This is a genomic window from Alcaligenes sp. 1735tsa3 (genome assembly GCF_024134565.1).
Taxonomy (GTDB): domain Bacteria; phylum Pseudomonadota; class Gammaproteobacteria; order Burkholderiales; family Burkholderiaceae_B; genus Alcaligenes; species Alcaligenes phenolicus.
In genome coordinates this window covers 3,280,613-3,304,007 of record NZ_CP099862.1, presented here as the reverse complement: position 1 = coordinate 3,304,007, position 23,395 = coordinate 3,280,613, and the positions used below count along the sequence as shown (strand labels likewise).

General features: G+C 56.8%; 21 protein-coding genes. 12 read left to right on the top strand and 9 right to left on the bottom strand.

Annotation, left to right across the window (positions count from 1 at the left end):
• Window positions 1-13: 13 nt before the first annotated feature.
• The 4 genes from NIZ92_RS15330 to NIZ92_RS15315 all read right to left on the bottom strand — a co-directional run bounded on the left by NIZ92_RS15330 (window position 14) and on the right by NIZ92_RS15315 (window position 4,051).
• Window positions 14-1,315 carry a sulfate adenylyltransferase subunit 1 gene (locus NIZ92_RS15330; RefSeq protein ID WP_060186614.1) on the bottom strand — a complete coding sequence of 434 codons (1,302 nt, stop codon included), beginning with the start codon at window positions 1,313-1,315 and terminating at the stop codon, window positions 14-16.
• Complete coding sequence (gene cysD, locus NIZ92_RS15325) at window positions 1,315-2,226, bottom strand: sulfate adenylyltransferase subunit CysD (protein ID WP_238441748.1); 912 nt, start codon at window positions 2,224-2,226, stop codon at window positions 1,315-1,317. Before cysD ends, NIZ92_RS15330 begins: the two co-directional genes overlap by 1 nt.
• 9 nt (window positions 2,227-2,235) lie before the next feature.
• The gene (locus NIZ92_RS15320) at window positions 2,236-2,973 is read right to left on the bottom strand and encodes a phosphoadenylyl-sulfate reductase (RefSeq protein ID WP_254002206.1); all 738 of its coding nucleotides are present in this window, start codon (window positions 2,971-2,973) and stop codon (window positions 2,236-2,238) included.
• Between the two features lie 187 nt (window positions 2,974-3,160).
• Window positions 3,161-4,051, bottom strand: coding sequence for a DMT family transporter (locus NIZ92_RS15315; RefSeq protein WP_026485485.1), 891 nt, complete (start codon window positions 4,049-4,051; stop codon window positions 3,161-3,163).
• A gap of 152 nt (window positions 4,052-4,203) precedes the next feature.
• Here NIZ92_RS15315 and NIZ92_RS15310 point away from each other — a divergent pair, with 152 nt between their 5' ends.
• The 3 genes from NIZ92_RS15310 (at window position 4,204) to ahpF (ending at window position 8,104) form a co-directional block, all read left to right on the top strand.
• Complete coding sequence (locus NIZ92_RS15310; RefSeq protein WP_254002205.1) at window positions 4,204-5,640, top strand: PLP-dependent aminotransferase family protein; 1,437 nt, start codon at window positions 4,204-4,206, stop codon at window positions 5,638-5,640.
• Window positions 5,641-5,831: 191 nt separating this feature from the next.
• The gene (gene ahpC / locus NIZ92_RS15305; RefSeq protein WP_009454841.1) at window positions 5,832-6,395 is read left to right on the top strand and encodes an alkyl hydroperoxide reductase subunit C; all 564 of its coding nucleotides are present in this window, start codon (window positions 5,832-5,834) and stop codon (window positions 6,393-6,395) included.
• 116 nt (window positions 6,396-6,511) lie between these two features.
• Entirely contained in the window at window positions 6,512-8,104 is a 1,593-nt protein-coding gene (gene ahpF, locus NIZ92_RS15300) for an alkyl hydroperoxide reductase subunit F (RefSeq protein WP_254002204.1), read from the top strand.
• A 1,254-nt stretch (window positions 8,105-9,358) separates the two neighbouring features.
• Here ahpF and NIZ92_RS15295 read toward each other — a convergent pair.
• Window positions 9,359-10,267: a LysR family transcriptional regulator gene (locus tag NIZ92_RS15295; protein ID WP_088452294.1), complete on the bottom strand. Its 909-nt coding sequence runs from the start codon at window positions 10,265-10,267 to the stop codon at window positions 9,359-9,361.
• A 263-nt stretch (window positions 10,268-10,530) separates the two neighbouring features.
• Between NIZ92_RS15295 and NIZ92_RS15290 the strand changes: the two genes are divergently transcribed.
• The 8 genes from NIZ92_RS15290 (at window position 10,531) to NIZ92_RS15255 (ending at window position 18,954) form a co-directional block, all read left to right on the top strand.
• A complete protein-coding gene (locus NIZ92_RS15290) occupies window positions 10,531-12,054 on the top strand; it encodes an acetyl-CoA hydrolase/transferase family protein (RefSeq protein ID WP_083054458.1) in 1,524 nt (507 codons plus the stop codon).
• Window positions 12,055-12,200: 146 nt separating this feature from the next.
• On the top strand, window positions 12,201-12,836 hold the full coding sequence (leuE, locus tag NIZ92_RS15285; RefSeq protein WP_026485490.1) for a leucine efflux protein LeuE: 636 nt from the start codon (window positions 12,201-12,203) through the stop codon (window positions 12,834-12,836).
• Between the two features lie 63 nt (window positions 12,837-12,899).
• A complete protein-coding gene (locus NIZ92_RS15280; protein WP_009454851.1) occupies window positions 12,900-13,886 on the top strand; it encodes a diaminopimelate dehydrogenase in 987 nt (328 codons plus the stop codon).
• Window positions 13,887-14,020: 134 nt separating this feature from the next.
• Entirely contained in the window at window positions 14,021-14,212 is a 192-nt protein-coding gene (locus NIZ92_RS15275) for a YqaE/Pmp3 family membrane protein (RefSeq protein WP_009454854.1), read from the top strand.
• Between the two features lie 86 nt (window positions 14,213-14,298).
• Window positions 14,299-15,885 (top strand): ABC transporter ATP-binding protein, encoded by a 1,587-nt coding sequence (locus NIZ92_RS15270; protein ID WP_080748106.1) that lies wholly within the window; start codon window positions 14,299-14,301, stop codon window positions 15,883-15,885.
• On the top strand, window positions 15,872-16,933 hold the full coding sequence (locus NIZ92_RS15265) for an ABC transporter permease (RefSeq protein WP_026485492.1): 1,062 nt from the start codon (window positions 15,872-15,874) through the stop codon (window positions 16,931-16,933). Before NIZ92_RS15270 ends, NIZ92_RS15265 begins: the two co-directional genes overlap by 14 nt.
• The gene (locus tag NIZ92_RS15260; RefSeq protein WP_009454860.1) at window positions 16,933-17,850 is read left to right on the top strand and encodes an ABC transporter permease; all 918 of its coding nucleotides are present in this window, start codon (window positions 16,933-16,935) and stop codon (window positions 17,848-17,850) included. The genes NIZ92_RS15265 and NIZ92_RS15260 overlap by 1 nt, the downstream gene beginning before the upstream one ends.
• A gap of 24 nt (window positions 17,851-17,874) precedes the next feature.
• Window positions 17,875-18,954, top strand: a complete 1,080-nt coding sequence (locus NIZ92_RS15255) for a BMP family ABC transporter substrate-binding protein (RefSeq protein ID WP_009454862.1) — start codon at window positions 17,875-17,877, stop codon at window positions 18,952-18,954.
• A gap of 229 nt (window positions 18,955-19,183) precedes the next feature.
• Here NIZ92_RS15255 and NIZ92_RS15250 read toward each other — a convergent pair whose 3' ends face one another.
• A complete protein-coding gene (locus NIZ92_RS15250; RefSeq protein ID WP_035273323.1) occupies window positions 19,184-20,590 on the bottom strand; it encodes an MATE family efflux transporter in 1,407 nt (468 codons plus the stop codon).
• Between the two features lie 3 nt (window positions 20,591-20,593).
• On the bottom strand, window positions 20,594-21,031 hold the full coding sequence (locus tag NIZ92_RS15245; protein WP_035273402.1) for a PaaI family thioesterase: 438 nt from the start codon (window positions 21,029-21,031) through the stop codon (window positions 20,594-20,596).
• Between the two features lie 145 nt (window positions 21,032-21,176).
• On the opposite strand from NIZ92_RS15245, the gene NIZ92_RS15240 reads away from it, so the two are divergent.
• Complete coding sequence (locus NIZ92_RS15240; RefSeq protein ID WP_009454874.1) at window positions 21,177-21,668, top strand: copper chaperone PCu(A)C; 492 nt, start codon at window positions 21,177-21,179, stop codon at window positions 21,666-21,668.
• Between the two features lie 66 nt (window positions 21,669-21,734).
• Here the strand turns inward: NIZ92_RS15240 and NIZ92_RS15235 are convergent, their stop codons facing one another.
• Together NIZ92_RS15235 and ybgF are read right to left on the bottom strand one after the other, a co-directional pair.
• Window positions 21,735-22,541 (bottom strand): alpha/beta fold hydrolase, encoded by an 807-nt coding sequence (locus NIZ92_RS15235; RefSeq protein ID WP_009454876.1) that lies wholly within the window; start codon window positions 22,539-22,541, stop codon window positions 21,735-21,737.
• A 90-nt stretch (window positions 22,542-22,631) separates the two neighbouring features.
• Entirely contained in the window at window positions 22,632-23,321 is a 690-nt protein-coding gene (gene ybgF, locus NIZ92_RS15230) for a tol-pal system protein YbgF (protein ID WP_254002203.1), read from the bottom strand.
• Window positions 23,322-23,395 lie beyond the last annotated feature (74 nt).

The window sequence follows — 23,395 nt, the reverse complement described above, 5'->3', positions numbered from 1 at the left end:
CTGCTACACGTTTTTAGGCGGTTTTTTGAACCAGACCGGCAGCCACGGTCTGGTTCGTGCTGGGGTCGATCAAGATAAAGGAGCCCGTGCTGGAGTGATCCTGATAATCGTCCAGCACCAGCGGGTCACGGCTGACCAGACTGACACGACCAATATCATTCAGGGATAAGCTGCCAGTGGCTTGCTGCTCTTGCAGGCTATGTACATCGCGCAAGGCATGAACGGCTTGCACCTTGGCTTGGGTCAGGCGTGTGCCTTGTTTTAACCAGTAAGAGCGGGTGGTGTTCAAGGCCTGCTCGTCCAGCCAGCACAGCTGCGCATCAAAGTGTTTGCTGGTGCTTACTTCTTCATGGGCCAGTGTCAGCAAATCGCCCCGTGAAATGTCCAGTTCACGATCCAGCACTACAGTCACGGCGTCCCCGTCGCTGACAGAAGTTTGTTCTGTGCCCGCGCGAAACAGCTGTGTGATCACCGCCGTTTTTCCGCTAGGCCATACCTGAACGCTATCGCCCACCTGGATGCGACCGCCACTGAGCTGCCCGGCGTAGCCACGGAAGCCATCAGCACGGCTGCCGCCATGACGCGCCACCCATTGCACAAACAAACGGGCAGGGCGCTGAATGTTCTCGCGCAGATCCAGCGATTCCAGCAAAGGCAGCAGTGGCAAACCTTGATACCAAGGCGTGTGTGGCGAAGCCTGGGTGATGTTCTCGCCCTTCAGGGCCGAGAGCGGAATGATGTGAAAGTGCTCAATCCCCAGCTGGGTAGCCAGTTGGCGATAGGCTTCATGGATACGGTCGAACACGGCTTGGTCCCAATCGACCAGGTCCATCTTGTTCACTGCCACCACGATATGGCGTAGGCCCAGCAGCTTGGCAACGGTGCTGTGGCGCTTGGTCTGGGTCAGCAGTTCACCGTCCTTGGCGCGGTGCGCATCAATCAGAATGATGGCGGCCTGGGCGGTGGAGGCGCCCGTAATCATGTTGCGGGTGTACTGCTCGTGACCGGGGGTATCGGCCACGATGAATTTGCGTTTTGGGGTCGCGAAGTAGCGATAGGCCACGTCAATCGTGATGCCCTGTTCGCGCTCGGCTTCCAGGCCGTCGGTCAGCAGGGCCAGATCGGGTTCGGCGTCCTCGCCACGCTTGTATTTGGAGCGCTGGATGGCTGCAATCTGGTCGGCAAACACGCCCTGGCTGTCTACCAGCAAGCGGCCAATCAAGGTGGATTTTCCGTCGTCCACGGAGCCAGCGGTAATCAGACGCAGCACGCCTTGATCGGCAGCCTGCAGCCAGGCGTCATTGACTGTGTTCATTAGAAATATCCTTGTTTCTTGCGGTGTTCCATGGAGGCTTCGGACGTCTGGTCATCCATGCGGGTCGCACCACGCTCGGTAATGGTGGCCAAGGCGGTCTCAGCAATAATGTCTTGCACGGACACGGCGGTAGAGAGCACCGGGCAGGTGCAGGAAATATCGCCTACGGTGCGGAAACGCACATCGCGCCATTCAGAGGTTTCCCCATCCAGCAAGGGAGTCAATGGCGTGATGGGTACGATCAGCCCCTGACGCTCCACCACTTCGCGCGAGTGGGTGTAGTAGATGGATGGCAGATCAATGGCCTCACGCTGGATGTATTGCCACACGTCCAGCTCGGTCCAGTTGGAAATCGGGAAGACGCGCAGGTTCTCGCCCTTGTGAATACGGGTATTGAACAAGTGCCACAGCTCGGGGCGTTGCGCTTTGGGGTCCCATTGGCCGAATTCGTCGCGAAAAGACACGATGCGCTCTTTGGCGCGGGCTTTTTCTTCATCACGGCGGGCGCCACCGAAACAGGCATCAAAGCCAAATTCGGCAATCGCTTCCAGCAAGGTGACGGCTTGGGCACCGTTGCGGCTGGCGGTTTCATTGCGCAGCACCACGGTGCCGCGCGCGATGGAATCCTCCACACTGCGCACAATCAGTTCGGCGTTCAGCTCGGCGGCGCGGCGATCCCGAAATTCGATCACTTCCGGGTAATTGTGGCCGGTGTCCACATGCATCAAGGGAAACGGCAGCGGGCCGGGCGCAAAGGCTTTCTGGGCCAATTGCAGCAGCACAGCGGAGTCCTTGCCGCCGGAGAACAGCAGCACGGGTTTTTCAGCTTCAGCCGCGATTTCACGCAGAATAAAAATGGCCTCGGCTTCCAGCCAGTCCAGATGAGTACGGGTAGAGAGTGGTTCGCCCATGGGGTTCCTTCAGGTGTTGACACTGCTATTCAGATTGCTGGCATGCAGGCCGCATTCCAGGCTGTCGCGCTGTTCCCACCACCAGCGCCCGGCGCGCACGTCCTCACCGGGGCGAATGGCGCGCGTACAGGGCTCGCAACCTATGGAGGGGTAGCCCTGGTCGTGCAGCGGGTTGTAGGGGATGCTCAAACCACGGATCACGGCCCAGACATCGTCCTGAGTCCATTCGATCAAGGGATTGAATTTCTGCAGCCCAAAGACGCTGTCGCATTCCTTGCTGGACAGTTCGGTGCGGCTGGCTGTTTGTTCGCGGCGCTGACCGGTAATCCAGGCTGATCGGCCTTGCAAGGCACGACGCAGTGGCTCTACCTTACGGATCGCGCAGCATTCCTTGCGTAGCTCCACACTTTCGTAAAAAGCGTGTGTGCCATGAGTGCTGACGTGTTCCTGCACCCGGTCCGGATCCGGGTGAAAAAACAGGATGGGGCGTTCGTAGTGCTGCTGGATGTCCCGCCCCAGCTGCAAGGTCTCTTCGTGCAGACGACCAGTATCCAGGGTGACAGTTTGCAACTCGGGGGTGTAGATGGACATGGCATGAAACAGCACCATGTCTTCCGCAGCCAGGGAACTGGCCAGAACGGCATCCGTGTGTTCGCGCGCGATGTATTGCAGATCGTCGCGCAGCTGTTTCCACAGCATCAGTGGCCGGGCGCTCAGGGCAAGCGCGGCAGGGGCTTGGGCGGGCATGATCAGATGTCCTTGCGGCAATACCAGTACCGGCCCTGCTCAAAACGGAGTCACGTGGGCCGCGCTATCGCCTTTACATGGTTCATGAAGTGATGAGCCAGTGTGCTTGCGCGAGCCCTCGCTGGGAACGAAGTATTAGTTAGGTGAATATGCCCTTGCTGTATTTAGCCGCCTTGTCATTGTGTTTTCAGGCCCGTCGGCTGGCGGCAATAATGGCGATGATGACGATGCAGGACAGCCAGGTCAGCAAGTCCACTTGCTCGCTTAACCATACTGCCGAAATCAGTACGGTCAGGAAGGGTTGGGCCAGTTGTACCTGACCAATACGGGCCACACCACCCATGGCCATGGCCTTGTACCAGGGGAAGAAACCCAGCAAGGAAGAGAACAGGGCCAGGTAGAGCAGAGCCATGACAGATTGGGAAGAGGGCATTTCTGTCATGGGAAAAGTCAGCCACAAGGTGGCAGGAATGGTCAGCGGCAAGCTGGCTGCCAGGCACCAGCAGATGGTGCGCCAGCCACCCAGGGTGCGGGCAACACGCCCCCCTTCGGCATAGCCTACGCCAGACATGAATACCGCCAGAGCCAACCAGATATCGCCGGTTTGCAGGGCGCCTTCACCGATATAGAAAGCGTAGAGCAGCACCAGTACGGCACCCAGCAGGCTCAGCATCCAGAAGCGGCGGCTCAAGGGTTCACCGCTGCGGGCGGAGGCAACAATGGCGGTGGCCAAAGGAATCAGCCCGCTCAATACGGCCCCGTGCGAGGAAGGCACGGTCTGCATGGCAATCGAGGAAAACACGGGCCAGCCTACGATCACACCTGTACAGGACAGGGCAATCCCGCGCCATTCCGACGCAGTGGGGCGACGGCTGCGGGTTGCCAGCAAAATGATGGCCGCAAACACCCCCGCGATACTGGCTCGTGCCATTCCGACCAGCCAAGGGTCAAAGCTTTGCACCGCCAGCCGTGTCATGGGCAAGGTGAAGGCAAAGACGGTAACCCCGATAAAAGCGTAGAGATAGATCAGCAATGCTGGGGCGGTACTGGGCATGGGAAGACTGGTGCTGCGGCTCATGAAAATCACCACGGATGAGAAATAGGTTTATCACAGCTTTGAGCTTAAAATAAATAAACAATACAGTTGCGATACAGTTCATCAATCAGTCGGTCAAGCTGTACTGGTCAAACTTCCGCTACAGTTGGTTTTCTCGCTTGGAGCTCAGCATCATGGAATGGTTGGATTGGCAGCCCGTGCGCGGTTCGGACGTGACACTTAGCGATCAACTGGTCGCCTGGGTGCAGCAGGCCCTGCATTTGCGGTATCGGGGCGGCAGTCGCTTACCCTCTGTGCGCCGGTTGGCGCAGTCTGCCGGGGTCAGTACGCATACTGTTGTGGCCGCGTACGACAAGTTGATGGCCTTGGGCTTGGTGGAGTCCCGGCCCGGTTCCGGTTTCTTTGTGCGGGTGCGCAGCCCTCGACGCCTGCGTTCCGAATCCCTGCATGTAGAAAAGAATGAGCCGCGCAAAATAGATGTGAACTGGATGTTGAACAGTTTCATGGGGCATAGCGACAGCGCGGGCATTCCCAGTCAGTGGCTGGATAACGAGATGATTCTGGCGGCCTTGCGGCAGGTCAGCCGTAGCGCCGGCTCCAACTTGCTGGGCTATGGGCATTCGCATGGCTACCGGCCCTTGCGTCAGCACATTGCGGGACAGCTGGAAGATAGCGGCATACAGGCAGATCCTGATACGCAGCTTTTATTGTGCAGCGGTGTTACGCAGGCGCTGGATTTACTTCTGCGCCATTGGTTACGGCCTGGTGATGCGGTTGTTGTGGAAGATCCGGCCTGGTATCTCTTGTTTGCTCGCCTGGCGGTGGTGGATGTGCGAGTGCTGAGTGTGCCACGCCGCGCAGATGGCCCGGACCTGGCGGTACTGGAACAGCTGGCGCGCGAGCATCGTCCACGTCTGGTTATTTTGAATACCGTGGTGCATAACCCCACCGGCTTTAGCTTGAGTCCGGCGGTGGCGCACAGCATTCTGACTTTGGCCCAGACCTGGGACTTCCACATTATTGAAGACGATACCTATAGCGAGCTGCACGCCAATCCTGCCTGCCGTCTAGCGCAATTGGATCAACTGAACCGGGTGACATTGGTGGGGGGCTATTCCAAAGTCATGGCAGCTGGTTTGCGGGTGGCCTATATGGCAGCAGCTCCCGAACTACTGCAGTCTTTGGTGAATCTGAAAATGCTGGCAGGGCTGACGTCACCGGAGCTGGGTGAGCGGGTCATTCATCGGGTGCTGGTAGATGGACCCTATCGCAAACACCTGGAGCGGTTGCGCCGTCACGCCAACGCCGACAGGCATAAAACCCTGGAGCAATTGGCGCATGTAGGCCTGGCGCCGGACGCACCACCCCAGGCGGGCATGTTTGTCTGGGTGGATACGGGTGTGGATACGGAAAGTCTGGTGCGTGCTTTGGGGCGACCAGGGCATTTATTGGTGCCGGGGGCCTTGTTTTCCCCGCAACAGCAACCATCTACATATATGCGTATTAATGTTTCTTTAGGCGACGATGCGCAGTTTTGGCAGGATTTTGCCCGTTGTTTGTTCAACGCCAAGCAGTTCTCCAGCCCCGTGCCCAGCGAAGTAGCCTTATAGCTTGAACGCTGATAGTTGCACTGTCATCTAGCTCTGTTAGCATAAGTCTGTGCGACGCATAGAAAGAAGTTTTTATGCGACGCGCGATAGCTAATAGCAATTAACGTTATTGCATTAATCAATTTTACTAATCGATAGTGGCTTCCTATAATGGCTTTACTGTCAATGATTAATCACTCACCGGAGCAAATATGTCTTTGATCAACACCGTCATCAAACCTTTTAAAGCACAAGCTTTTCACAACGGCAAATTTATCGAAGTCAGCAACGAAACCGTTGCCGGTAAGTGGGCTGTTTTCGTTTTCTACCCAGCCGACTTCACGTTTGTTTGCCCAACCGAACTGGAAGACCTGGCTGACCACTACGCCGAATTCCAGAAAATGGGCGTAGAAATTTACTCGGTGTCCACCGACACTCACTTTGCTCACAAAGCATGGCACGACACTTCGGAAGCCATCAGCAAAGTTAACTACCCAATGATCGGTGACCCAACTCATCAGCTGTCGCGCAACTTTGACGTGCTGATCGAAGAGGAAGGTATCGCTCTGCGCGGTACGTTCGTGGTGAACCCAGAAGGCGAAATCAAGGTCCTGGAAATCCACGACAACGGTATCGGCCGTGTGGCTTCCGAACTGCTGCGCAAAGTTAAAGCTGCTCAGTACATCGCCGCTCACCCCGGTGAAGTTTGCCCAGCTAAATGGGAAGAAGGCGCCAAGACGCTGACTCCTTCCCTGGATCTGGTTGGCAAGATCTAAGACCTTTTAAACACGGGTCTTTAGCGGTGGTCGGTGCGTTGCGCCGCCACCCCGGTGCCTGACCGGTTCAGGCACCTCAAGTTGTTTCGTTCAGTACAGGATAAAGGGCGTTTCACATGTTAGATGCAAACATCAAAACTCAATTGAAGGCATACCTCGAGAAGATCACGCAACCGATCGAGATCGTTGCGACGCTGGATACTGGCGCCAAGTCCGTCGAGCTGCGCGAACTGTTGCAAGAAATTGATGGTCTGTCCGACAAGACCAGCTATCGCGAAGATGCGGATGCGCAAGAGCGCAAGCCTTCCTTCCAAATTAACCGTCCCGGTACCGACATTAGCGTGAGCTTTGCGGGTATCCCGATGGGACACGAATTTACCTCTTTGATCCTGGCCCTGCTGCAAGTGGGTGGCCACGAGATCAAACTGGATGCCGCTGTGATTGAGCAGATCCGTAATCTGCCCGGCGACTTTGTTTTTGAAACGTATTTCTCGCTGTCGTGCCAGAACTGTCCTGACGTGGTGCAGGCCTTGAACGCCATGTCCGTGATCAACCCACGTATCAAGCACGTGGCGATTGACGGTGCCCTGTTCCAGGACGAGGTTCAGCAGCGCAACATCATGTCGGTTCCGGCCGTGTTCTTGAATGGCGAAATGTTCCATCAAGGCCGTGCCAGTGCTGAAGAGTTGCTGGCCAAACTGGATACGGGCGATAACTCGGCTCGTGCCGAAGCCTTGAACGCCAAGGACGAGTTTGATGTGCTGATTGTGGGTGGTGGTCCTGCAGGTGCTGCCGCTGCTGTGTACGCCGCTCGCAAGGGTATTCGTACGGGTGTATTGGCCGAGCGTTTTGGTGGTCAGGTTCTGGACACCATGTCGATCGAGAACTACATCTCGGTGGTTGAGACCAATGGTCCTGCGTTTGCAACGGCGCTGGAGCAGCACGTCAAAGCCTACGATGTGGACATCATGAATCTGCATCGTGCCCAAGGCATTCGCCGTGAAGGCAAGCAGGTCATTGTGGATGTGGATGGCGGTGCTCAGCTCAAGGCCAAGTCCGTGATTCTGGCTACTGGTGCCCGCTGGCGCGAACTGAATGTGCCTGGTGAGCAGGATTACCGTAACCGTGGTGTGGCGTACTGCCCGCACTGTGATGGTCCTTTGTTCAAGGGCAAGGATGTGGCGGTGGTTGGCGGTGGTAACTCCGGCGTTGAGGCGGCAATTGACCTAGCTGGTTTGGTCAAGCACGTTACCTTGATCGAGTTCGGTGATGCCTTGCGTGCTGACCAGGTCTTGCAGACCAAGCTGCGCAGCTTGCCTAACGTGACGATCATCATGCAGGCTCAGACCATTGAAGTTCTGGGTGATGGCACCAAGGTGGTGGGTCTGAATTACCTGGACCGTGCTACTCAGGAAGCCAAGAGCCTGAAGCTGGATGGTGTATTTGTTCAGATCGGTCTGGTGCCCAACACGGAATGGTTGAAGGGCAGCGATGTGGGGCTGTCGCGTCATGGCGAGATCGAGGTTGATGCTCGCGGTGCGACTTCGCTGGCTGGTGTGTTTGCAGCGGGTGACGTGACTACTGTGCCGTTTAAGCAGATCGTGATTGCTGCTGGTGAAGGTGCCAAGGCTGCGTTGAGCGCTTTTGATTACCTGATCCGTAGTTCGGCTGAAGTTGAAGAGCCGGTTGCAGAGAAAGTGACTGCTTAATTATTTCTGATTGTTGGACCTGGCTGTTCAAGAGGGCCACCCTGTTTGGGGTGGCTCTTTTTTTGTCTGTGGGTGGGGTGACAAATAGTTGTTGTGTATCAGGAGTGCTTCAGCATTGATCCTGTCCTTTGAGAAAAGTCGTCTCAGGAAAGACGCCGCTCAAGCCGTCTGCCCCTGCCTCGGGGCTTGACTACTTGCCGGTGCTGCGCACCGGTACCCTTGTCTGTTCTGGAATCCGGGCGCCCTGTGAACTCCCGGGGTACTTGGTCCCCCGGACCAAGTACAAGCGTCCCGCTCGAACAACAAAGGGCTTTCATCCCGGATTCCAGAACAGCCCGCGGCAAGCAGTCTGAATCGCCCCGAGGCAGGGGCAGACGGCTTGAGCGGCTCGATGCATGAGATGGCGCGATTTTTCAGTCGTTTCATGTACGAGAAATTGGCAGGGATGTGGAACAAAAGAGGTGTTTGATTTCCTACGTTCCATGTGGAGACAACTGGCGGTTTGTGATGTGTTCTGAGCAGATGGTCATGAGCCTGCCAACTAGCTGTTGATGGACGCTAAATTGGCGGGGTTTCTTGTTTTCTGTTGGTCTACCTACCTACCTACCTGTCTGCTTGTCTATTTGGCTGTCTGTCCATTTATTTCTTCGTGTTTACTTGTCAGTCGATCTACTTGTCTGGCAACTAAGCACCTACCCGCCCACATATTTTTTGATGCAGTGGCCCATCATGATCATCTTGCTCTAATTTGAATGTGCTGATGCTGATTTGTGATTCAGCTCTACATGTAAATACTTCCTCACTGCATACACCGTCTCAGGCTTAGAAGTTGGCTTGATGCTTGCTGACGCTATAAACCACTGCTGCGGCCTGCGGGGGCGCGGGGCGATTCAGACTACTTGCCGCGGGCAGAAAGACAGGACGGGATGCAAGCATTCTGCTGTTTGAGCGCGACGCTTATAGCTCGTCCGGGGGACGAGCTATCGCGCGAGTTCAGAATGCGCCCGTCCTGTCTTTCTGACAAGGGTACCGACGCGCAGCGTCGGCAAGTGGTCAAGCCCGGCGCCCCCGCAGGCCGCAGCAGTGGTGCTTTACAGAGATTGCCTATGCATTAATCCAGGCCTTTCCAAACCGAAGCGACGTCACATAAGAAAGACATGCTCCTGCATGTACATGGCAATTCAATGCGATTGGGCCGGCCTTGGCCTAGTGTCGAGTACACGATGAGTATTCAAGGGCTAATAAATAGTTCTGCTATAAATCCCCTTCAAGCTCAGGCCAGTTCCCGCCCAATACATCCGCACAGACCTGTAGCCATGCTCTGGCCGCCTGCGACAGATACCGCCCATTCCACAGTAGCGCCACTTCCCAGTTCAATGCCGGTTCCACCACTTCTTTGGCAATCCAATCCCCCGGTTCCAGCCGAGAAAGAAACGGCTGGGGCAACAAAGCGACTCCCATTCCCGCCTGTGCCATGGAAGCCACCCAATCCCATTGATTGCTTTGCGCCGCAATATTCGCCCGCAAGCCCGCATGAGCGAACGCACGCCGCAACATACGGGTCAGGGCATAGTCTTCGCCCAGGAATATCAAAGGATGCTTTTCCAACTCCCGTAGCTTGATCTTCTTTTGCGCACCGGCCAGCGTATCTTTATGGCCAATCGCCCAAACCGCATGCTTGGCCACGGGGGTAGCCGATACATTCAGCTCCGGCCCCAAAGGCAGAATACTCAGCCCCATTTCAACCGTGCCCGCCGCAACCATGCGCTCAATCCCCATGCCGGTTTCTTCATGCAGAATCAACTCGATCTGCGGATGCCGGTTTTTGAAAGTCTTGAGCACTTCCGTAAACAGCACATTAATCATGGGCGGAATACCCAGATCCAGGCGGCCGCGTTGCAAGGCCTGAACTTCGTGAACCTCTCGCAGCAAGCCCTGCATGCTCTGCAGAACTTCCTGCCCCCGCTCCAGCACCACCTTGCCACAATCAGTCAGCTGTAATTGACGGTGATCGCGAATCAGCAGGGGCTCGCCCAGCTCATCTTCCAGCTGCTTCACCATCTTGCTGATGGTCGATTGCGTCACGTTCAGGCTTTGCGCAGCTTGCGTAAAGCTTTGATGTTTAACGGTTTCAATGAAGTATCGCAAGGATCGGATGTCCATGATTGGCAGGCCTTTTGTCTATGACTTTTACGACTTCTTGGGAGTTATTTTATTCATTATGGCGATGCTATGCTGGCTTTGTTCAAAAAACATAAACGCCTGTTGTCAGGGCGATTTCGGCTTTTTATCTCCGGCTTGTACAGCCCCTATTTTTAAAGCGTGATGTCGTTCTGTTGCGTGAAGATTTCGCCTGGCGCTTTCGGCCCTGGCTCCTTCCGAAAGCAACAACAGGTAGATCAATGACACAGAGACAGGAGCACACGATGTTCAAGGATCGCATTCGTTCCCCCGAATTGGAAGGCAAAGTCATGACCGCTCAGGAGGCAGTCGCCTTCTTCAAAGACGGGATGAATGTCGGGATGAGCGGTTTTACCCGTGCAGGGGACTGTAAGGTCATGCCTCGTGCCTTGGCCGAGCGCGCCCAGACCGAGCAATTAAAACTGAATGTGGTGACCGGCGCTTCGCTGGGTAATGATAGCGACGGCATGATGGCCGAGGCCGGTGTGCTGGCTCGCCGCTCGCCGTTTCAAGTGGACTCGGTGCTACGCCGTCATATCAATGAAGGCAAGGTCCTGTTTACCGATCAGCACTTGTCCCTGACGGTGGAGCACATGCGTTCGGGCAACCTGCCTGCCATCGACATCGCTGTCATTGAAGCGGTTGCCATTACAGAAACCGGTGCAATTGTGCCGACGACCTCGGTAGGCAACTCGGCCAGCTTTGCCCAGCAAGCCAAACAAATCATTGTTGAGCTGAACCTGAGCATGCCAGTGGAAATGGAAGGCTTACACGATATCTATGTGCCCGAGGCTCGCCCCAACCGTCAGCCTATTGAACTGACGGATGTGGACCAGCGTATTGGTACCACCGCCATTCAGGTGGATCCTTCCCGCATCGTGGGTATTGTGGTGACCGACGCTTTGGACAGCCCCTCCAGCGTGCTGCCACCTGATGAAGAAACCCAGGCAATTGCCGGTCACATTATTGAATTCCTGAAAGGCGAAGTAGACGCTGGCCGTATGAGCCACTCCTTGCTGCCCTTGCAGGTGGGAATCGGTACGATTGCCAATGCCGTCACTTACGGCCTGCTGGATTCTCCCTTCACCGACCTGAAGATGTACTCGGAAGTCTTGCAGGACAGCGCGATTGCCATGCTGGACTCCGGCCAGCTGAGCTTTGCCTCGGCTTCGTCCTTGACTCTGTCTGCTCCCAAGATGGCGCAGTTCCTGGAAGGCCTGGAAAACTACCGCGACAAGCTGGTGCTGCGTCCTCAGGAAATCAGTAATCACCCGGAACTGGTGCGTCGCCTGGGCATTATCGCGATCAACACCGCCCTGGAGTTTGATATCTACGGCAACGTGAATTCCACCCATGTCTGTGGCACTCACATGATGAATGGCATTGGTGGCTCCGGTGATTTCGCCCGTAATGCGCACTTGTCCATTTTTGTCAGCAAGTCCGTCGCCAAAGATGGTGCTATCTCCAGCGTGGTGCCTATGGCATCGCACGTCGACCATTGCGAGCACGATGTGGCCGTGCTGGTTTCCGAATGGGGCCTGGCTGATTTGCGTGGTTTGGCTCCCCGTGAGCGTGCCCGCGTCATCATCGAAAAATGTGCCCACCCCGACTACCGTCCTGCTTTGCTGGACTATCTTGAGCGCGCCAGCCAACGTGGTGGCCACACGCCCCACATCCTGGAAGAGGCCTTGTCCTGGCACGTTCGTTTCCAGCAAGAAGGCACCATGAAACAGGAGCAGTTCCAGACCCAGGAACTTGCGACTGCGTAGTCCATCAGGTCTGGTAATGCGTAGCCGAGTCAGTCCGGCAGCGTAGACCTTACAAATTGACCTGATCGCCCCTGGCATTCCACCCGTGCCAGGGGCATTTTTTTAGCGCTAAAATTGCGGATTCTGCTGCGTTTAGCGAGGCCGGCGTGTTCGAACAAATCGGTATTGTCAATTTCTGGGCCTTTGTGGTGGGTACGGTGTTTATCGTGCTTTTGCCCGGACCCAATTCTTTATACGTCCTGGCCAGTGGCGCCGGACATGGCGTGCGCGAAGGCTATAAAGCAGCCTTGGGCGTGGTCGTGGGCGACGGCATTTTGATGACGCTGACGGCCCTGGGCGCTGCCTCGCTGCTCAAGACGCTGCCCATGTTGTATATGGGCATACGCTGGCTGGGGGCTGCCTATTTGCTGTATTTGGGTGTGCGGCTGTTACAGTCGGCCTTCAGGCAAGGTGGCCCGGTTCAGTCTGTGGACACGCGTTTGCGTCACGAAACCCGCTTTCGCAAGGCCTTGCTCCTGAGTTTGTTGAACCCCAAGGCCATCTTGTTCTTCCTGTCCTTCTTCGTGCAATTTGTGGACCCGTCCAAAGGTCACACGGGCCTGGCCTTTATGTTGCTGGGCCTGGTGGTGGAACTGATCAGCATTTGTTATTTGTCTTTGCTGATTTTTGGCGGAGATCGCCTGGCAGGAATTTTCCGACGCCATCAGCGTCTGTCCCGGATGGGCAATGGCTCGGTGGGGCTGCTGTTCATGGGCTTTGCCGCCCGTATGATCAGCGACTAAGCCAGTTGCTTCAGAGCGCAGCAGTTCTGACAGCACTTATTTATCAGTTTTAAGGAAAACACCATGAGTAGCAAAATCCGTGTCGGTATTGCAGGTTACGGCAATTTAGGGCGAGGCGTAGAGCTGGCCCTGGCACAAAACCCGGACATGGAGCTGGTCAGCGTTTTTACTCGTCGTGACCCTGCTTCCCTGCGTCTGCAAAGTGCAGGCGTGCCCGTGCGCGCCCTGGACCAGATCGAACAGTACCGCAATGATATTGACGTGCTGATTCTCTGTGGTGGCTCTAAAAATGACCTGCCCGAACAAGGCCCGGCCTTGGCCCGCTGGTTCACAACGGTAGACAGCTTTGATACCCACGCCCGTATCCCTGAGTACTACGAAGCCGTGGATGCCGCCGCCAAAGGCGCAGGCACGACCGCCTTGATCGCGGTGGGTTGGGACCCAGGCCTGTTCTCGCTGAATCGCTTGTATGGCGAGTGTGTCTTGCCTGTTGGCCAGACGTACACCTTTTGGGGCAAAGGCTTGAGCCAAGGTCACTCCGATGCCATCCGCCGTGTGGCCGGTGTAGCCGGTGGTGTGCAATACACCTTGCCTATCGAAGCAGCGGTACAGCGTGTGCGCAACGGGGAGCAGCCCGAGCTGAGCACCCGTGAAAAACACAAGCGTCAGTGCTTTGTGGTCCTGGAAGAGGGCGCCAGCGCCGACGCCGTACGTGAAGCCATTGTGACTATGCCTGACTACTTCGCGGACTACGACACGGAAGTCAACTTCATTGACGCTGAAACCCTGGCACGCGATCACGCGGCCATGCCACACGGTGGTTTTGTGATTCGTAGCGGTCAGTCCGGCGCGGGTTCGCAACAAGTGGTTGAATACGCCTTGAACCTGGGCAGCAACCCGGAATTTACCTCCAGTGTGCTGGTTGCCTACGCGCGTGCGGCTTACCGCATGAACCAGCAAGGTCAAATCGGTGCCCAGTCCGTGCTGGACGTGGCTCCTGGCCTGTTGTCGCCTAAATCGCCTGCGCAATTACGTAAAGAATTGCTGTAAATCCTGGTTTCAGGCTGCGGCCCGGCTCAGCCTGCCTGAGTCGGGCCGCAGGTCTTGCTGGTTTGCGCACAAATGATTCAGTGGGTCAATAAAGGGTAAAATAGCGCCCATTCCTCACTAAATTGAGTGTTCTCATGCGCTTATTGATCGCACTGCTCCTGCCTTGGTTGGTCTTTTTCACGATCGGTCGGCCTGTAGCGGGCATTATTTGCCTGATTTTGCAGTTGACCGTCATTGGATGGATACCGGCCGCTATTTGGGCGGTATATTCTCTTAGCCAATACAAAACTGACAAGAAAATCGAGCAAGCCCTGGGCAAGCGTTAAGCCCTAGGTTTTCCTTCCTTTTTGCACGTCTGAGCAGGCCATGATGCGCTTGCTCGGGCGTTTTATACTTTTTTGCTGATACAGCCATGACCCTATCGTCTCCCGTGGGCCATTCTTCTGAGTCCGGTGAGCAAACGGTATCCGTAGACCCCAAGGCTGTGCCACGCCTGGAACTTCGCAATATCACCAAGGCCTATCCGGCGGTGGTAGCCAACGACAATATTTCCCTCTCTATCCTGCCGGGGCAGATTCATGCCGTGCTGGGGGAGAATGGCGCGGGTAAATCCACCTTGATGAAGATCATCTACGGTGTGGTCAAACCCGATCAGGGCCAGATTCTGTGGGACGGCCAGCCCGTCCAGATCAGCAGTCCGGCGGCGGCCCGACAGTTGGGCATCGGTATGGTGTTCCAGCATTTTTCCTTGTTTGACACCCTGACTGTCACGGAAAACATTGCATTGGGTCTGCCTGCTTCGACCAATATGCAGGAGCTGGCTGGTCGAATTAGTGAAACGGCCAGTCAATATGGTCTGGATCTGGACCCCCAACGTCATATCCATACGTTGTCCGTGGGCGAGTGCCAGCGGGTTGAAATTGTGCGTGCCTTGCTGGGCAAGCCCAAGCTGCTGATTCTGGATGAGCCAACCTCGGTATTGACCCCACAGGCAGTACGCCGCTTGTTTGGCACTTTGCGTCAACTGGCTGCTGAGGGTTGCAGCATTGTCTATATCAGCCACAAGCTCGATGAAATCCGCGAGCTGTGCAATGCCTGTACGGTCATGCGTATGGGCAAGGTCACCGGCTATTGCGACCCTCGCGAAGAAACCACGGCCAGCCTGTCGCGCCTGATGATTGGTGCCGAGCCTCAGTCTCTGGGTGAGCGCAGCATGCAACAAGGCGGGACGCTCTTGCAGGTGCGTAATCTGCAGTTAAGCAAATCCCATCCTTTTGCCTGTGAATTGCAGGATGTCAGTTTTGATCTGCACCAGGGCGAAATTCTGGGAGTAGCCGGTATTTCCGGTAATGGTCAGCAGGAGTTGCTGGCTGCCTTGTCAGGTGAAGATACCCGCGCACGGGCAGACATGATTTTGCTGGATGGTCAGGCGATTGCCCAACGCGATGCGGCTTGGCGACGAGATCAGGGCATGGGCTTCGTACCTGAAGAACGCTTGGGACGCGGTGCTGTGCCGGAATTGTCTCTGGCTCAGAACCTGCTGCTGTCTCATCAGAACCCGGAAACGGTGAAGCGCGGTTTTCTGCGTTTTCCCAGCATTCGCCGTCTGGCAGGCGGGATTATCAAGCGTTTCCGCGTCAAGACTTCCAACGAGCAGGCCGCTGCCAACAGCCTGTCAGGCGGGAACCTGCAAAAGTACATTATTGGCCGTGAGGTCACCCGTCAGCCTCGCATTCTGGTCATTGCCCAGCCCACCTGGGGGGTGGATGTAGGGGCTGCCGCCCAGATCCACGCCGAGCTGCTGGCCCTGCGCGATGCGGGCTGTGCCTTGCTGGTCATCTCTGAAGAGCTGGATGAATTGTTTGCGATTGCCGATCGCCTGATTGTTATCTCCAAAGGTCGTATGTCTCCCTCTATTCCCGTGGCGCAAGCCAGTGTTGATCAGATTGGGCAATGGATGAGCGGTTTGTGGGAGGAGGGTGAACATGCTCAGGCTTGAGACTCGTGCCACGCCCTCTACCTTGATGGCCTGGTGCTCCCCTTTGCTGGCTGTCTTGCTGACCATGGTGGTCGCCGGAACCTTGTTCTGGTCGCTGGGCAAGAATCCTCTGGCGGGCTTGAACGTATTTTTTCTGGAGCCTTTGCGTGACCTGAATGGTTGGGCCGAGGTGGGCGTCAAACTGGTGCCCTTGCTGCTGATCTCGGTCGGTCTGGCCATCTGTTTCAGAGCCAATATTTTCAACATCGGGGCGGAAGGGCAGTTGGTGATGGGCGCCTTGGCAGCCGGGGCCTTTATTCTGCAAGTGGACGATGGCGATAACGGTGGTTTTTTCCTGATTACCGTGGCTTTGGCCTGCGGTATGCTGGGCGGCATGGCCTGGGCTGCTATCGTGGCTTTCCTGAAAGATCGCTTCAATGCCAACGAGATTCTGGTGTCCCTGATGCTGGTCTATGTGGCCCAGCACTTGCTCAGCTATCTGGTACACGGTGCCTTGCGCGATCCCGATGGCTTTGGTTTTCCGCAGTCCAGCCTGTTCTCGGACGGCTTTTTGTTGCCCGCGGTCTTGCCCGGCACGCGCTTGCATAGCGGTATTGTGCTGGCGGTGATTGCGTCGGTGGCGGCCTGGCTTTTCCTGACACGCAGCATGGCCGGTTTTCGCTTGCGCGTGGGGGGTATGGCCCCATTGGCTGCTCGTTACGCCGGTTTTTCCTCCCGTAAAGCCTTGTGGAGTTCCTTGCTGATTTCGGGGGCATTGGCCGGTCTGGCTGGTGCAGCGGAAGTCATGGGCCCGGTTGGGCAACTGACTCCTTCGATTTCTCCCGGATATGGTTTTGCGGCCATTATTGTGGCCTTTGTGGGGCGACTGCACCCGCTGGGACTGATTTTTTCCTCTTTTGTGATGTCCTTGCTCTATATCGGTGGGGAATTGGCCCAAAGTCGTTTGGGCTTGCCCAATGCGATTACCGGCATTTTCCAGGGCATCCTCTTGTTTTCCTTGTTGGCTTGTGACGTGCTCATCACCAAGCGTTTGGTCTGGAGAAAGTAATGGACGCGATTGCACCTTTGCTCGCCGCAACCATCAACGCAGGCACCCCTTTGCTCCTGGCAGCCTTGGGTTTGCTGATTAATGAAAAGTCGGGCGTCATCAATCTGGGCTCGGAAGGCATGATGCTGATGGCGGCCATTGTGGGCTTTGCGGTGGCCGTGCAAACCGGCAGCCCTGCTTTGGGCTTTGTGCTGGGCGCGGTGGTTGGCATGGTCATGGCAGCCGCCTTTGCCTGGCTGACCGTCTGGCTGGGCGCGAATCAGGTGGCTTGTGGTTTGGCCCTGTCCTTATTCGGGGTAGGGGCCTCGGCCTATATTGGCTTGCCCTTTACCGGCAACTCCCTGGTCGTGACCAAGCTGTCCATTCCCGTGCTGAAAGATATTCCCCTGATCGGGCCTGCTTTTTTCCAGCAGCATTACATGGTCTATGTGTCCTGGGTGCTGTGTATTGCCGTGGCCTGGTTCCTGACTCGTACCCGCTCCGGTCTGGTGCTGCGCGCGGTGGGTGAATCGCCTGCCTCGGCGCACTCGCTGGGCTACAACGTGCGCTACATTCGCCTGGGTGCCTTGATGTTTGGTGGTGCCTGCTGCGGTCTGGCCGGTGCCTTCATCTGTCTGGTTTACACGCCCATGTGGGTCGAGAATATGGTTGCCGGGCGCGGCTGGATTGCGTTGGCGCTGACGACGTTTGCAACCTGGCGTCCCTGGCGCGTCATGCTGGGCGCTTACTTGTTTGGTGGGGTCACGATCCTGACCTATCATGCGCAGGCTCTGGGTGTTCCGGTAGCCTCGCAATTGCTGGCCATGATGCCGTATCTGGCCACGATTATTGTGCTGGTTTTAATTTCCCGAAACGCTAACTGGATCAGGTTGAATATGCCTGCATCGCTTGGCAAAAACTTCAATCCCAACAACTAGAGGACTGACATGACTGGAAACTTTATGCGCAAGGCTCTTTTGGCCGCTGCCATCGCTTCCCCCCTGGCCGCCTTGCCTGTGTCCGCTCAGGCAAACGATCAAGAACCCCTGAAAATCGGTTTTGTGTATGTCAGCCCTATCGGTGAAGCCGGTTGGACCTGGCAGCAAGATATTGGCCGTCGTGAAATGGAAGAGGCCCTGAAAGGCCGCGTGGTCACTCAGTACGTAGAAAACGTGCCTGAAGGTGCTGACGCAGAGCGCGTCATTCGCGATCTGGCCCAGCAAGGCAACAAGCTGATCTTCACCACCTCGTTTGGTTACATGAACCAGACGCAGAAAGTGGCCAAGCAGTTTCCTGACGTGAAATTCGTCCACTCTACCGGCTACAAGACGGCTCCTAACGTGGCCACCACCAACGCCCGTTTCTACGAGTCCCGTTACCTGGCTGGCGTATTGGCCGGCAAGATGACCAAGTCCAATGTGGTCGGTTACGTGGGTGCTCACCCCATTCCTGAAGTGCTGCAAGGCATCAACGCCTTTGCCATCGGTTTGAAGAGTGTGAACCCCGAAGCCCAAGTGCGCGTGGTTTGGGCCAATAGCTGGTACGACCCAGGTAAAGAGCGTGACGCAGCGGTCACGCTGCTGGGGCAGGGCGCGGACGTGGTGACTCACCACACCGACTCCACCGCCACCGTGCAAGCGGCTGAAGAAGCTGGCAAGTACGCGATTGCCTACCACTCCGACATGAGCAAGTTCGGTCCTAAAGCTCAACTGGCTGCCGTGACCCACCACTGGGGTGATTACTTCACTCGCAAAGCGACTGAAGTTCTGGATGGCAAATGGCAGAACGACAGCACCTGGGGTGGCCTGAAGTCCGGTATGGCTGCTTTGGAAGGCTTCGGTCCTGAAGTGCCGGCTGACGTGAAAGAGTTCGTTCTGGCCAAACAGGCTGAGATCGTGGCTGGCACACTGCAACCTTTTGCCGCTCCTATCAAGGACAACGATGGCAAGGTGCGTCTGGAGTCCGGTTTCCTGGATGACGATGCCTTGAACCGCATGGATTACTACGTGGAAGGCGTGGCCAGCAAACTGCCCAAGCAGTAAGCTGCCCCGCAGTCTGTAGATAAACAAAGCCCCTTGTCGGACTCTCCGACAAGGGGCTTTGTTATAAGTGGCTCGTGTGGCTATTCAGGCTGCTGCTGGGATCAAGCCCGAGCTTGTTCGGTGTTTGTTCCGGGGCTGGTTTATCATCCGTTCAGGAAGACAAAGCTGACGCACAGAGCTGCAATACAGAGTCGCCATGCAAAATTGATCTATGGAACCGACCTCAGAACTATGCTGCCTGTGCAGGCCGCTTGCGGCCCAAGCGTGTCGATGCTCGCATCCAGCGCAGCGTCATCAGCACGGCAACCACAGACAAACCTGTCACCAGCCCGATCCAGATTCCCATCCCGCCCATATTGAACTGGAAGGCCAACAAAGAGCCCGTAGGAACGCCCAGCACCCAATACCCTAGCAAGGCCAGCAGCATGGGTATGCGCGTGTCATGCAGGCCGCGTAGCATCCCTGCAGCCACGGCCTGAGCACCATCACTGATCTGAAACAGCGCCGCCAGCGCCAGGAAGGTAATGGCCAACTGAATAACGGCCTGGTTTTCGGCGACATCCAGATCCAGAAACAGGCCAATCAGGGTCAAGGGGGCGAACCAGAATACCAGAGCCGCCAGCCCCATGAAGCCTACCCCCAGAATGTAGGAAATCCAGCCGGCGCGGCGGGCACCCAAAGGATCGACCCGGCCTGCAGCCAGCCCCACACGGATGGTGGCAACCTGACTGAAGCCCAAAGGAATCATGTAGGACACCGAGCAGATCTGCATGGCAATCGCGTGTGCGGCCAGATCAGATTGCCCCAGTACGCCCATCATCATGACGGCGGCGTAAAACACCAGGGTTTCCAGGGTGAAGGTAATCGCAATGGGGATGCCCAGCGCCCACATTTTCCACAGACGCTTCACACTCCACTGCCAGGCATCGTTGAACAGGTAGTAGCGTCGGAAGCGCGGATCGCGCAGTACCACCCAGCTCAAACCTGCGAACATGAAGATGCTGGACAAGGTGGTGGCCAGACCTGCGCCTGCCAGTCCCATGGCGGGCATGCCCAGATTGCCAAAGACCAGGAGCCAGCCCAGCACGGCATTGATACCGATCGCGGTGATGGCCACCGCCAAAGTCCATCCCGGCTTTTCCATGGCGGCCAAGAAGGAGCGCAGCACGATGTAACCCAGATAGGGCAGCAAAGCCCATTGCAGGGTGTGCATATAGGTCACCGAGCGCGCCGCGACAACAGGGTCCTGGCCCATCATCAGCAAGATATGCTCGGCATTCCACAACACAATCCAGGCAGGCAGGGTAATCAGTAAAGCCGTCAGAAAGCCGTGACGGATGATTTGCTGGGATTCGCGTACATTGCGCAGTCGTCGGCCCAGCGTTGTGGCCAACATGGGAACGACAGCGGACACCAGCCCCATGCTGAAAATCATGAAGGCCTGATACAGACTGGCGGACAGTGAACCGGCAGCCAGCTCATCAGGGCCCAGTCGGCCCATGTAAATCAGGTTGGTTGCCAACAGGCTGACTTGAGCCAGGTTGGTCAGAATCAGGGGGCCGCCCAATCGCAGGGAGGATTGCAGCTCCGCCAACCAGAGCTGGCTCGGGCTGGTAGTTTGAGACTTTGCAAACATGGTTTATTTGGCGCGAGGCAGGGACCAGGTGCTGATAACTTGTGCGACTGCCGGACCACCGTTGGCCGGTTCGAGCAGCACATCGCCCGCGCAGGTACGGCCGGTCTTGTGAATCCGGGCATGAGCCAGAATATCGCCGGGAGGGGCCTTGCGCAGGAAATTGATGGTCAGGCTGGAGGTGACAGCATCGGGGTTGCCCGTGGCTCCGACTACAGCGGCATACAAGGCCAGATCAGCCAGCCCCATCAGCATGGGGCCTGCCACCATGCCGCCCATGCGCTGGTGGGCATTGCGTTCGGGCAAGCGCAAACAGGCGTTGTCGTGGCCTATGTGGACAACATCAATACCCAAAACGGCGGCAAAGGGATGCAGACGCTCTAGAAGATCACGAAACTGAACAATATCGATTTTAGGCTCGGGTGCAGAGTGTGTGCTGGTCATGACGTCGTCACTGAAAAGAAGGCCGTTGTAAGAAGGGCATACTGGCTGGTACTGTATCAGATCGTCCCGCGTATCGGGGTAGTTCGGCGCCCGGCTGTTCAGGGCTGGACCCATTCCAATCGATCAACAAGAAGCGAGGAGCATCATGAAACGCAGCGCAATTGTGTTTGCCTTGAGTTTGCTGGCATCAACCGGCACCGTGATGGCACAGGGGCATGGAGGCCATGGTCATGGCACGCCCGAACCGGTACGCGCCTTGAGCACGCAGGTCCATGCCAGCCAATGCTGGGTGCGCATGATGCCCGAGCCCACACCTTCCGCCGCCTATCTGGAACTGGAGAACAAGGGTGAGCAGTCCGTAGCCGTGACAGGAGCCAGCTCATTGTCCTTTGGGCATGTGATGTTGCATCAAACTAGCGAGAGCGAGGGGATGGCGCGCATGTCGCATGTCTCCGAGGTGGAGATCCCGGCAGGGGGAGTATTAAGCCTGAAGCCGGGGGCTTTCCACGTGATGCTGGGTCAGGCCAAAGAAGACTTGGCCCTGGGGGAGCGCATCATCTTGAGCATTCATCTGTCGGACGATACTCAGGTCCAAGCCGAGTGCGAGTTGCGACCTGCCAAGACACAGGCTTATTAAACGTAATTAGCGTTTGGATAGAGACCGGGAGTTGGCCGCTGCATGCGGCCAGTTTTGCATTGGGCTTCAGGCTTGCAGCGCGTCCAGCACCGCCTGGTTGAACGCCTTGGGATTGGCCAGATTCATACCGTGGGCAGCCAGCGGGATGCGATGCATCTGGTCTTCGCGTCGGTACTGACGAATGATGTCCATGCAGTGGTGATAGCGTGTGGGGCTGTTTTCGCCTGTGATGAAACTTAAGGGCGCCTTCATCTGCTTGAGCCACTCCAGATCCGGACCTTGATTGGGCTCTTGCTGCTGATCCAACATGGTGTGGGCGTTGTCCTGAATCATCTCGCGGAACCAGCGTGTCATTTGCTTCCACGTCCCCGAGCCATTGACCGTATCCACAAACAAAGCCATGGCACCATCGCGGTCGCCCTGTTCCAGGCGTTCGGCCACTTGCTGGAACAAGGGAGCATAGGAGTAGGCACCGGGAGTCGGAAAGCCGGGATCCGCCAGGGTCAGGCTGGCCACCTGCTCGGGCATTCTTTGAGCCAGCAGCAGGGCTACATGACCACCGCGAGAGTGCCCCACGATATGCACTTTCTCATCAGGAATATGCTGATCCAGCAGGGCCTGCAGGTCCTGGGCGTGTTGCGCCGTACTGAAGTGGCCGGGGCTGGGTGCTCCGGGCCAGTAGGAGCGCAGGCTGGGAGCCAGAACCCGATACTGGGTAGCAAAGGCGGGGATCTGCCAGCGCCAGTAGCGCCAGTCGCACAGGGAACCGTGGATCAGCAAAACGGGTGCGCCTTGTCCCTGATCCACAAAGGTGTGGCGATAGCCTTGCGCGGTCAGTTCAAGCGTGGAGAAATCGGCAAAAGGGTTTGTCATGGCAAGCAGTAGAGGTCAGGCAAGGATGGGCCACCTGAAAAAAACAGACCGGGTCTGAACCCGGTCCTTGTGGCACTGCGCGCTGGGTGATTATTCCAGCAATTTCAAGCGGCTGCGCGCGGTCTCGGCTGCCTCGGATTGTGGGTAGTCCTTGACGATACGCTGCAAGGTGGTTTTGGCACCGCTCAGATCGTTCAGTTCGATCTGGCTGGAGGCTGTCACCATCAGGGCATCAGCCGCGCGTGGGCTTTGTGGGGAGGCCTTCACAAAAGCCTGGAGTTTCTGAATGGAGGTCTTGAAGCTTTTGACAGCATACAGGCTGCTGCCTTCGTAAAAGCGCACTTCGTCAGCCAGAACGCTGGATGGGTAGGCGGCCAGAAAGCCGGCAAAGGCATCGGCGGCGGGCTTGTATTGGCCAGCGCGGTAAGCGTCCATGGCACTATCAAAGACGGCTTGTTCTTGTGGGTCGGCGGCATGAGGGCTTTGCTGGCCGGGAGCCGGGCTATTGGCCTGGCCTTGGCCGCTGGCTTGCCAGCTCAGTTTTTCTACCTGGCCGCGCAGCGACACCACTTCGGAGCGCAGGGTATCAATTTGATCAGCCAATTGCAGGCGAGCCTGGGTGTTTTGCTCGTTCATCTGACGAATTTGCTGCCGCAGCTCCAAAATGGCGCGTCGGGCCTCGTCATCGGCAAAGGCCTTGGCCGGCAGGCTGGCGAACAGGGCGGCCGTAGCGAACAGGGTAACGGTCGCGAGACGAAAAGGCTTTTTATAAGCGTGCATAGTGAAGTCCGTTAAAAAATGTGCATCCGCAATGCGCAGGCTCCTCACCTGCCGGTTTCCCCTCTGTTGGGGGC

Bases quoted from the DNA above. Each gene is read 5' to 3' on its own strand.
- NIZ92_RS15330 (WP_060186614.1), bottom strand. From the start codon at position 1,315: ATGAACACAGTCAATGACGCCTGGCTGCAGGCTGCCGATCAAGGCGTG.
- cysD (WP_238441748.1), bottom strand. From the start codon at position 2,226: ATGGGCGAACCACTCTCTACCCGTACTCATCTGGACTGGCTGGAAGCC.
- NIZ92_RS15320 (WP_254002206.1), bottom strand. From the start codon at position 2,973: ATGCCCGCCCAAGCCCCTGCCGCGCTTGCCCTGAGCGCCCGGCCACTG.
- NIZ92_RS15315 (WP_026485485.1), bottom strand. From the start codon at position 4,051: ATGAGCCGCAGCACCAGTCTTCCCATGCCCAGTACCGCCCCAGCATTG.
- NIZ92_RS15310 (WP_254002205.1), top strand. From the start codon at position 4,204: ATGGAATGGTTGGATTGGCAGCCCGTGCGCGGTTCGGACGTGACACTT.
- ahpC (WP_009454841.1), top strand. From the start codon at position 5,832: ATGTCTTTGATCAACACCGTCATCAAACCTTTTAAAGCACAAGCTTTT.
- ahpF (WP_254002204.1), top strand. From the start codon at position 6,512: ATGTTAGATGCAAACATCAAAACTCAATTGAAGGCATACCTCGAGAAG.
- NIZ92_RS15295 (WP_088452294.1), bottom strand. From the start codon at position 10,267: ATGGACATCCGATCCTTGCGATACTTCATTGAAACCGTTAAACATCAA.
- NIZ92_RS15290 (WP_083054458.1), top strand. From the start codon at position 10,531: ATGTTCAAGGATCGCATTCGTTCCCCCGAATTGGAAGGCAAAGTCATG.
- NIZ92_RS15280 (WP_009454851.1), top strand. From the start codon at position 12,900: ATGAGTAGCAAAATCCGTGTCGGTATTGCAGGTTACGGCAATTTAGGG.
- NIZ92_RS15275 (WP_009454854.1), top strand. From the start codon at position 14,021: ATGCGCTTATTGATCGCACTGCTCCTGCCTTGGTTGGTCTTTTTCACG.
- NIZ92_RS15270 (WP_080748106.1), top strand. From the start codon at position 14,299: ATGACCCTATCGTCTCCCGTGGGCCATTCTTCTGAGTCCGGTGAGCAA.
- NIZ92_RS15265 (WP_026485492.1), top strand. From the start codon at position 15,872: ATGCTCAGGCTTGAGACTCGTGCCACGCCCTCTACCTTGATGGCCTGG.
- NIZ92_RS15260 (WP_009454860.1), top strand. From the start codon at position 16,933: ATGGACGCGATTGCACCTTTGCTCGCCGCAACCATCAACGCAGGCACC.
- NIZ92_RS15255 (WP_009454862.1), top strand. From the start codon at position 17,875: ATGCGCAAGGCTCTTTTGGCCGCTGCCATCGCTTCCCCCCTGGCCGCC.
- NIZ92_RS15250 (WP_035273323.1), bottom strand. From the start codon at position 20,590: ATGTTTGCAAAGTCTCAAACTACCAGCCCGAGCCAGCTCTGGTTGGCG.
- NIZ92_RS15245 (WP_035273402.1), bottom strand. From the start codon at position 21,031: ATGACCAGCACACACTCTGCACCCGAGCCTAAAATCGATATTGTTCAG.
- NIZ92_RS15240 (WP_009454874.1), top strand. From the start codon at position 21,177: ATGAAACGCAGCGCAATTGTGTTTGCCTTGAGTTTGCTGGCATCAACC.
- NIZ92_RS15235 (WP_009454876.1), bottom strand. From the start codon at position 22,541: ATGACAAACCCTTTTGCCGATTTCTCCACGCTTGAACTGACCGCGCAA.
- ybgF (WP_254002203.1), bottom strand. From the start codon at position 23,321: ATGCACGCTTATAAAAAGCCTTTTCGTCTCGCGACCGTTACCCTGTTC.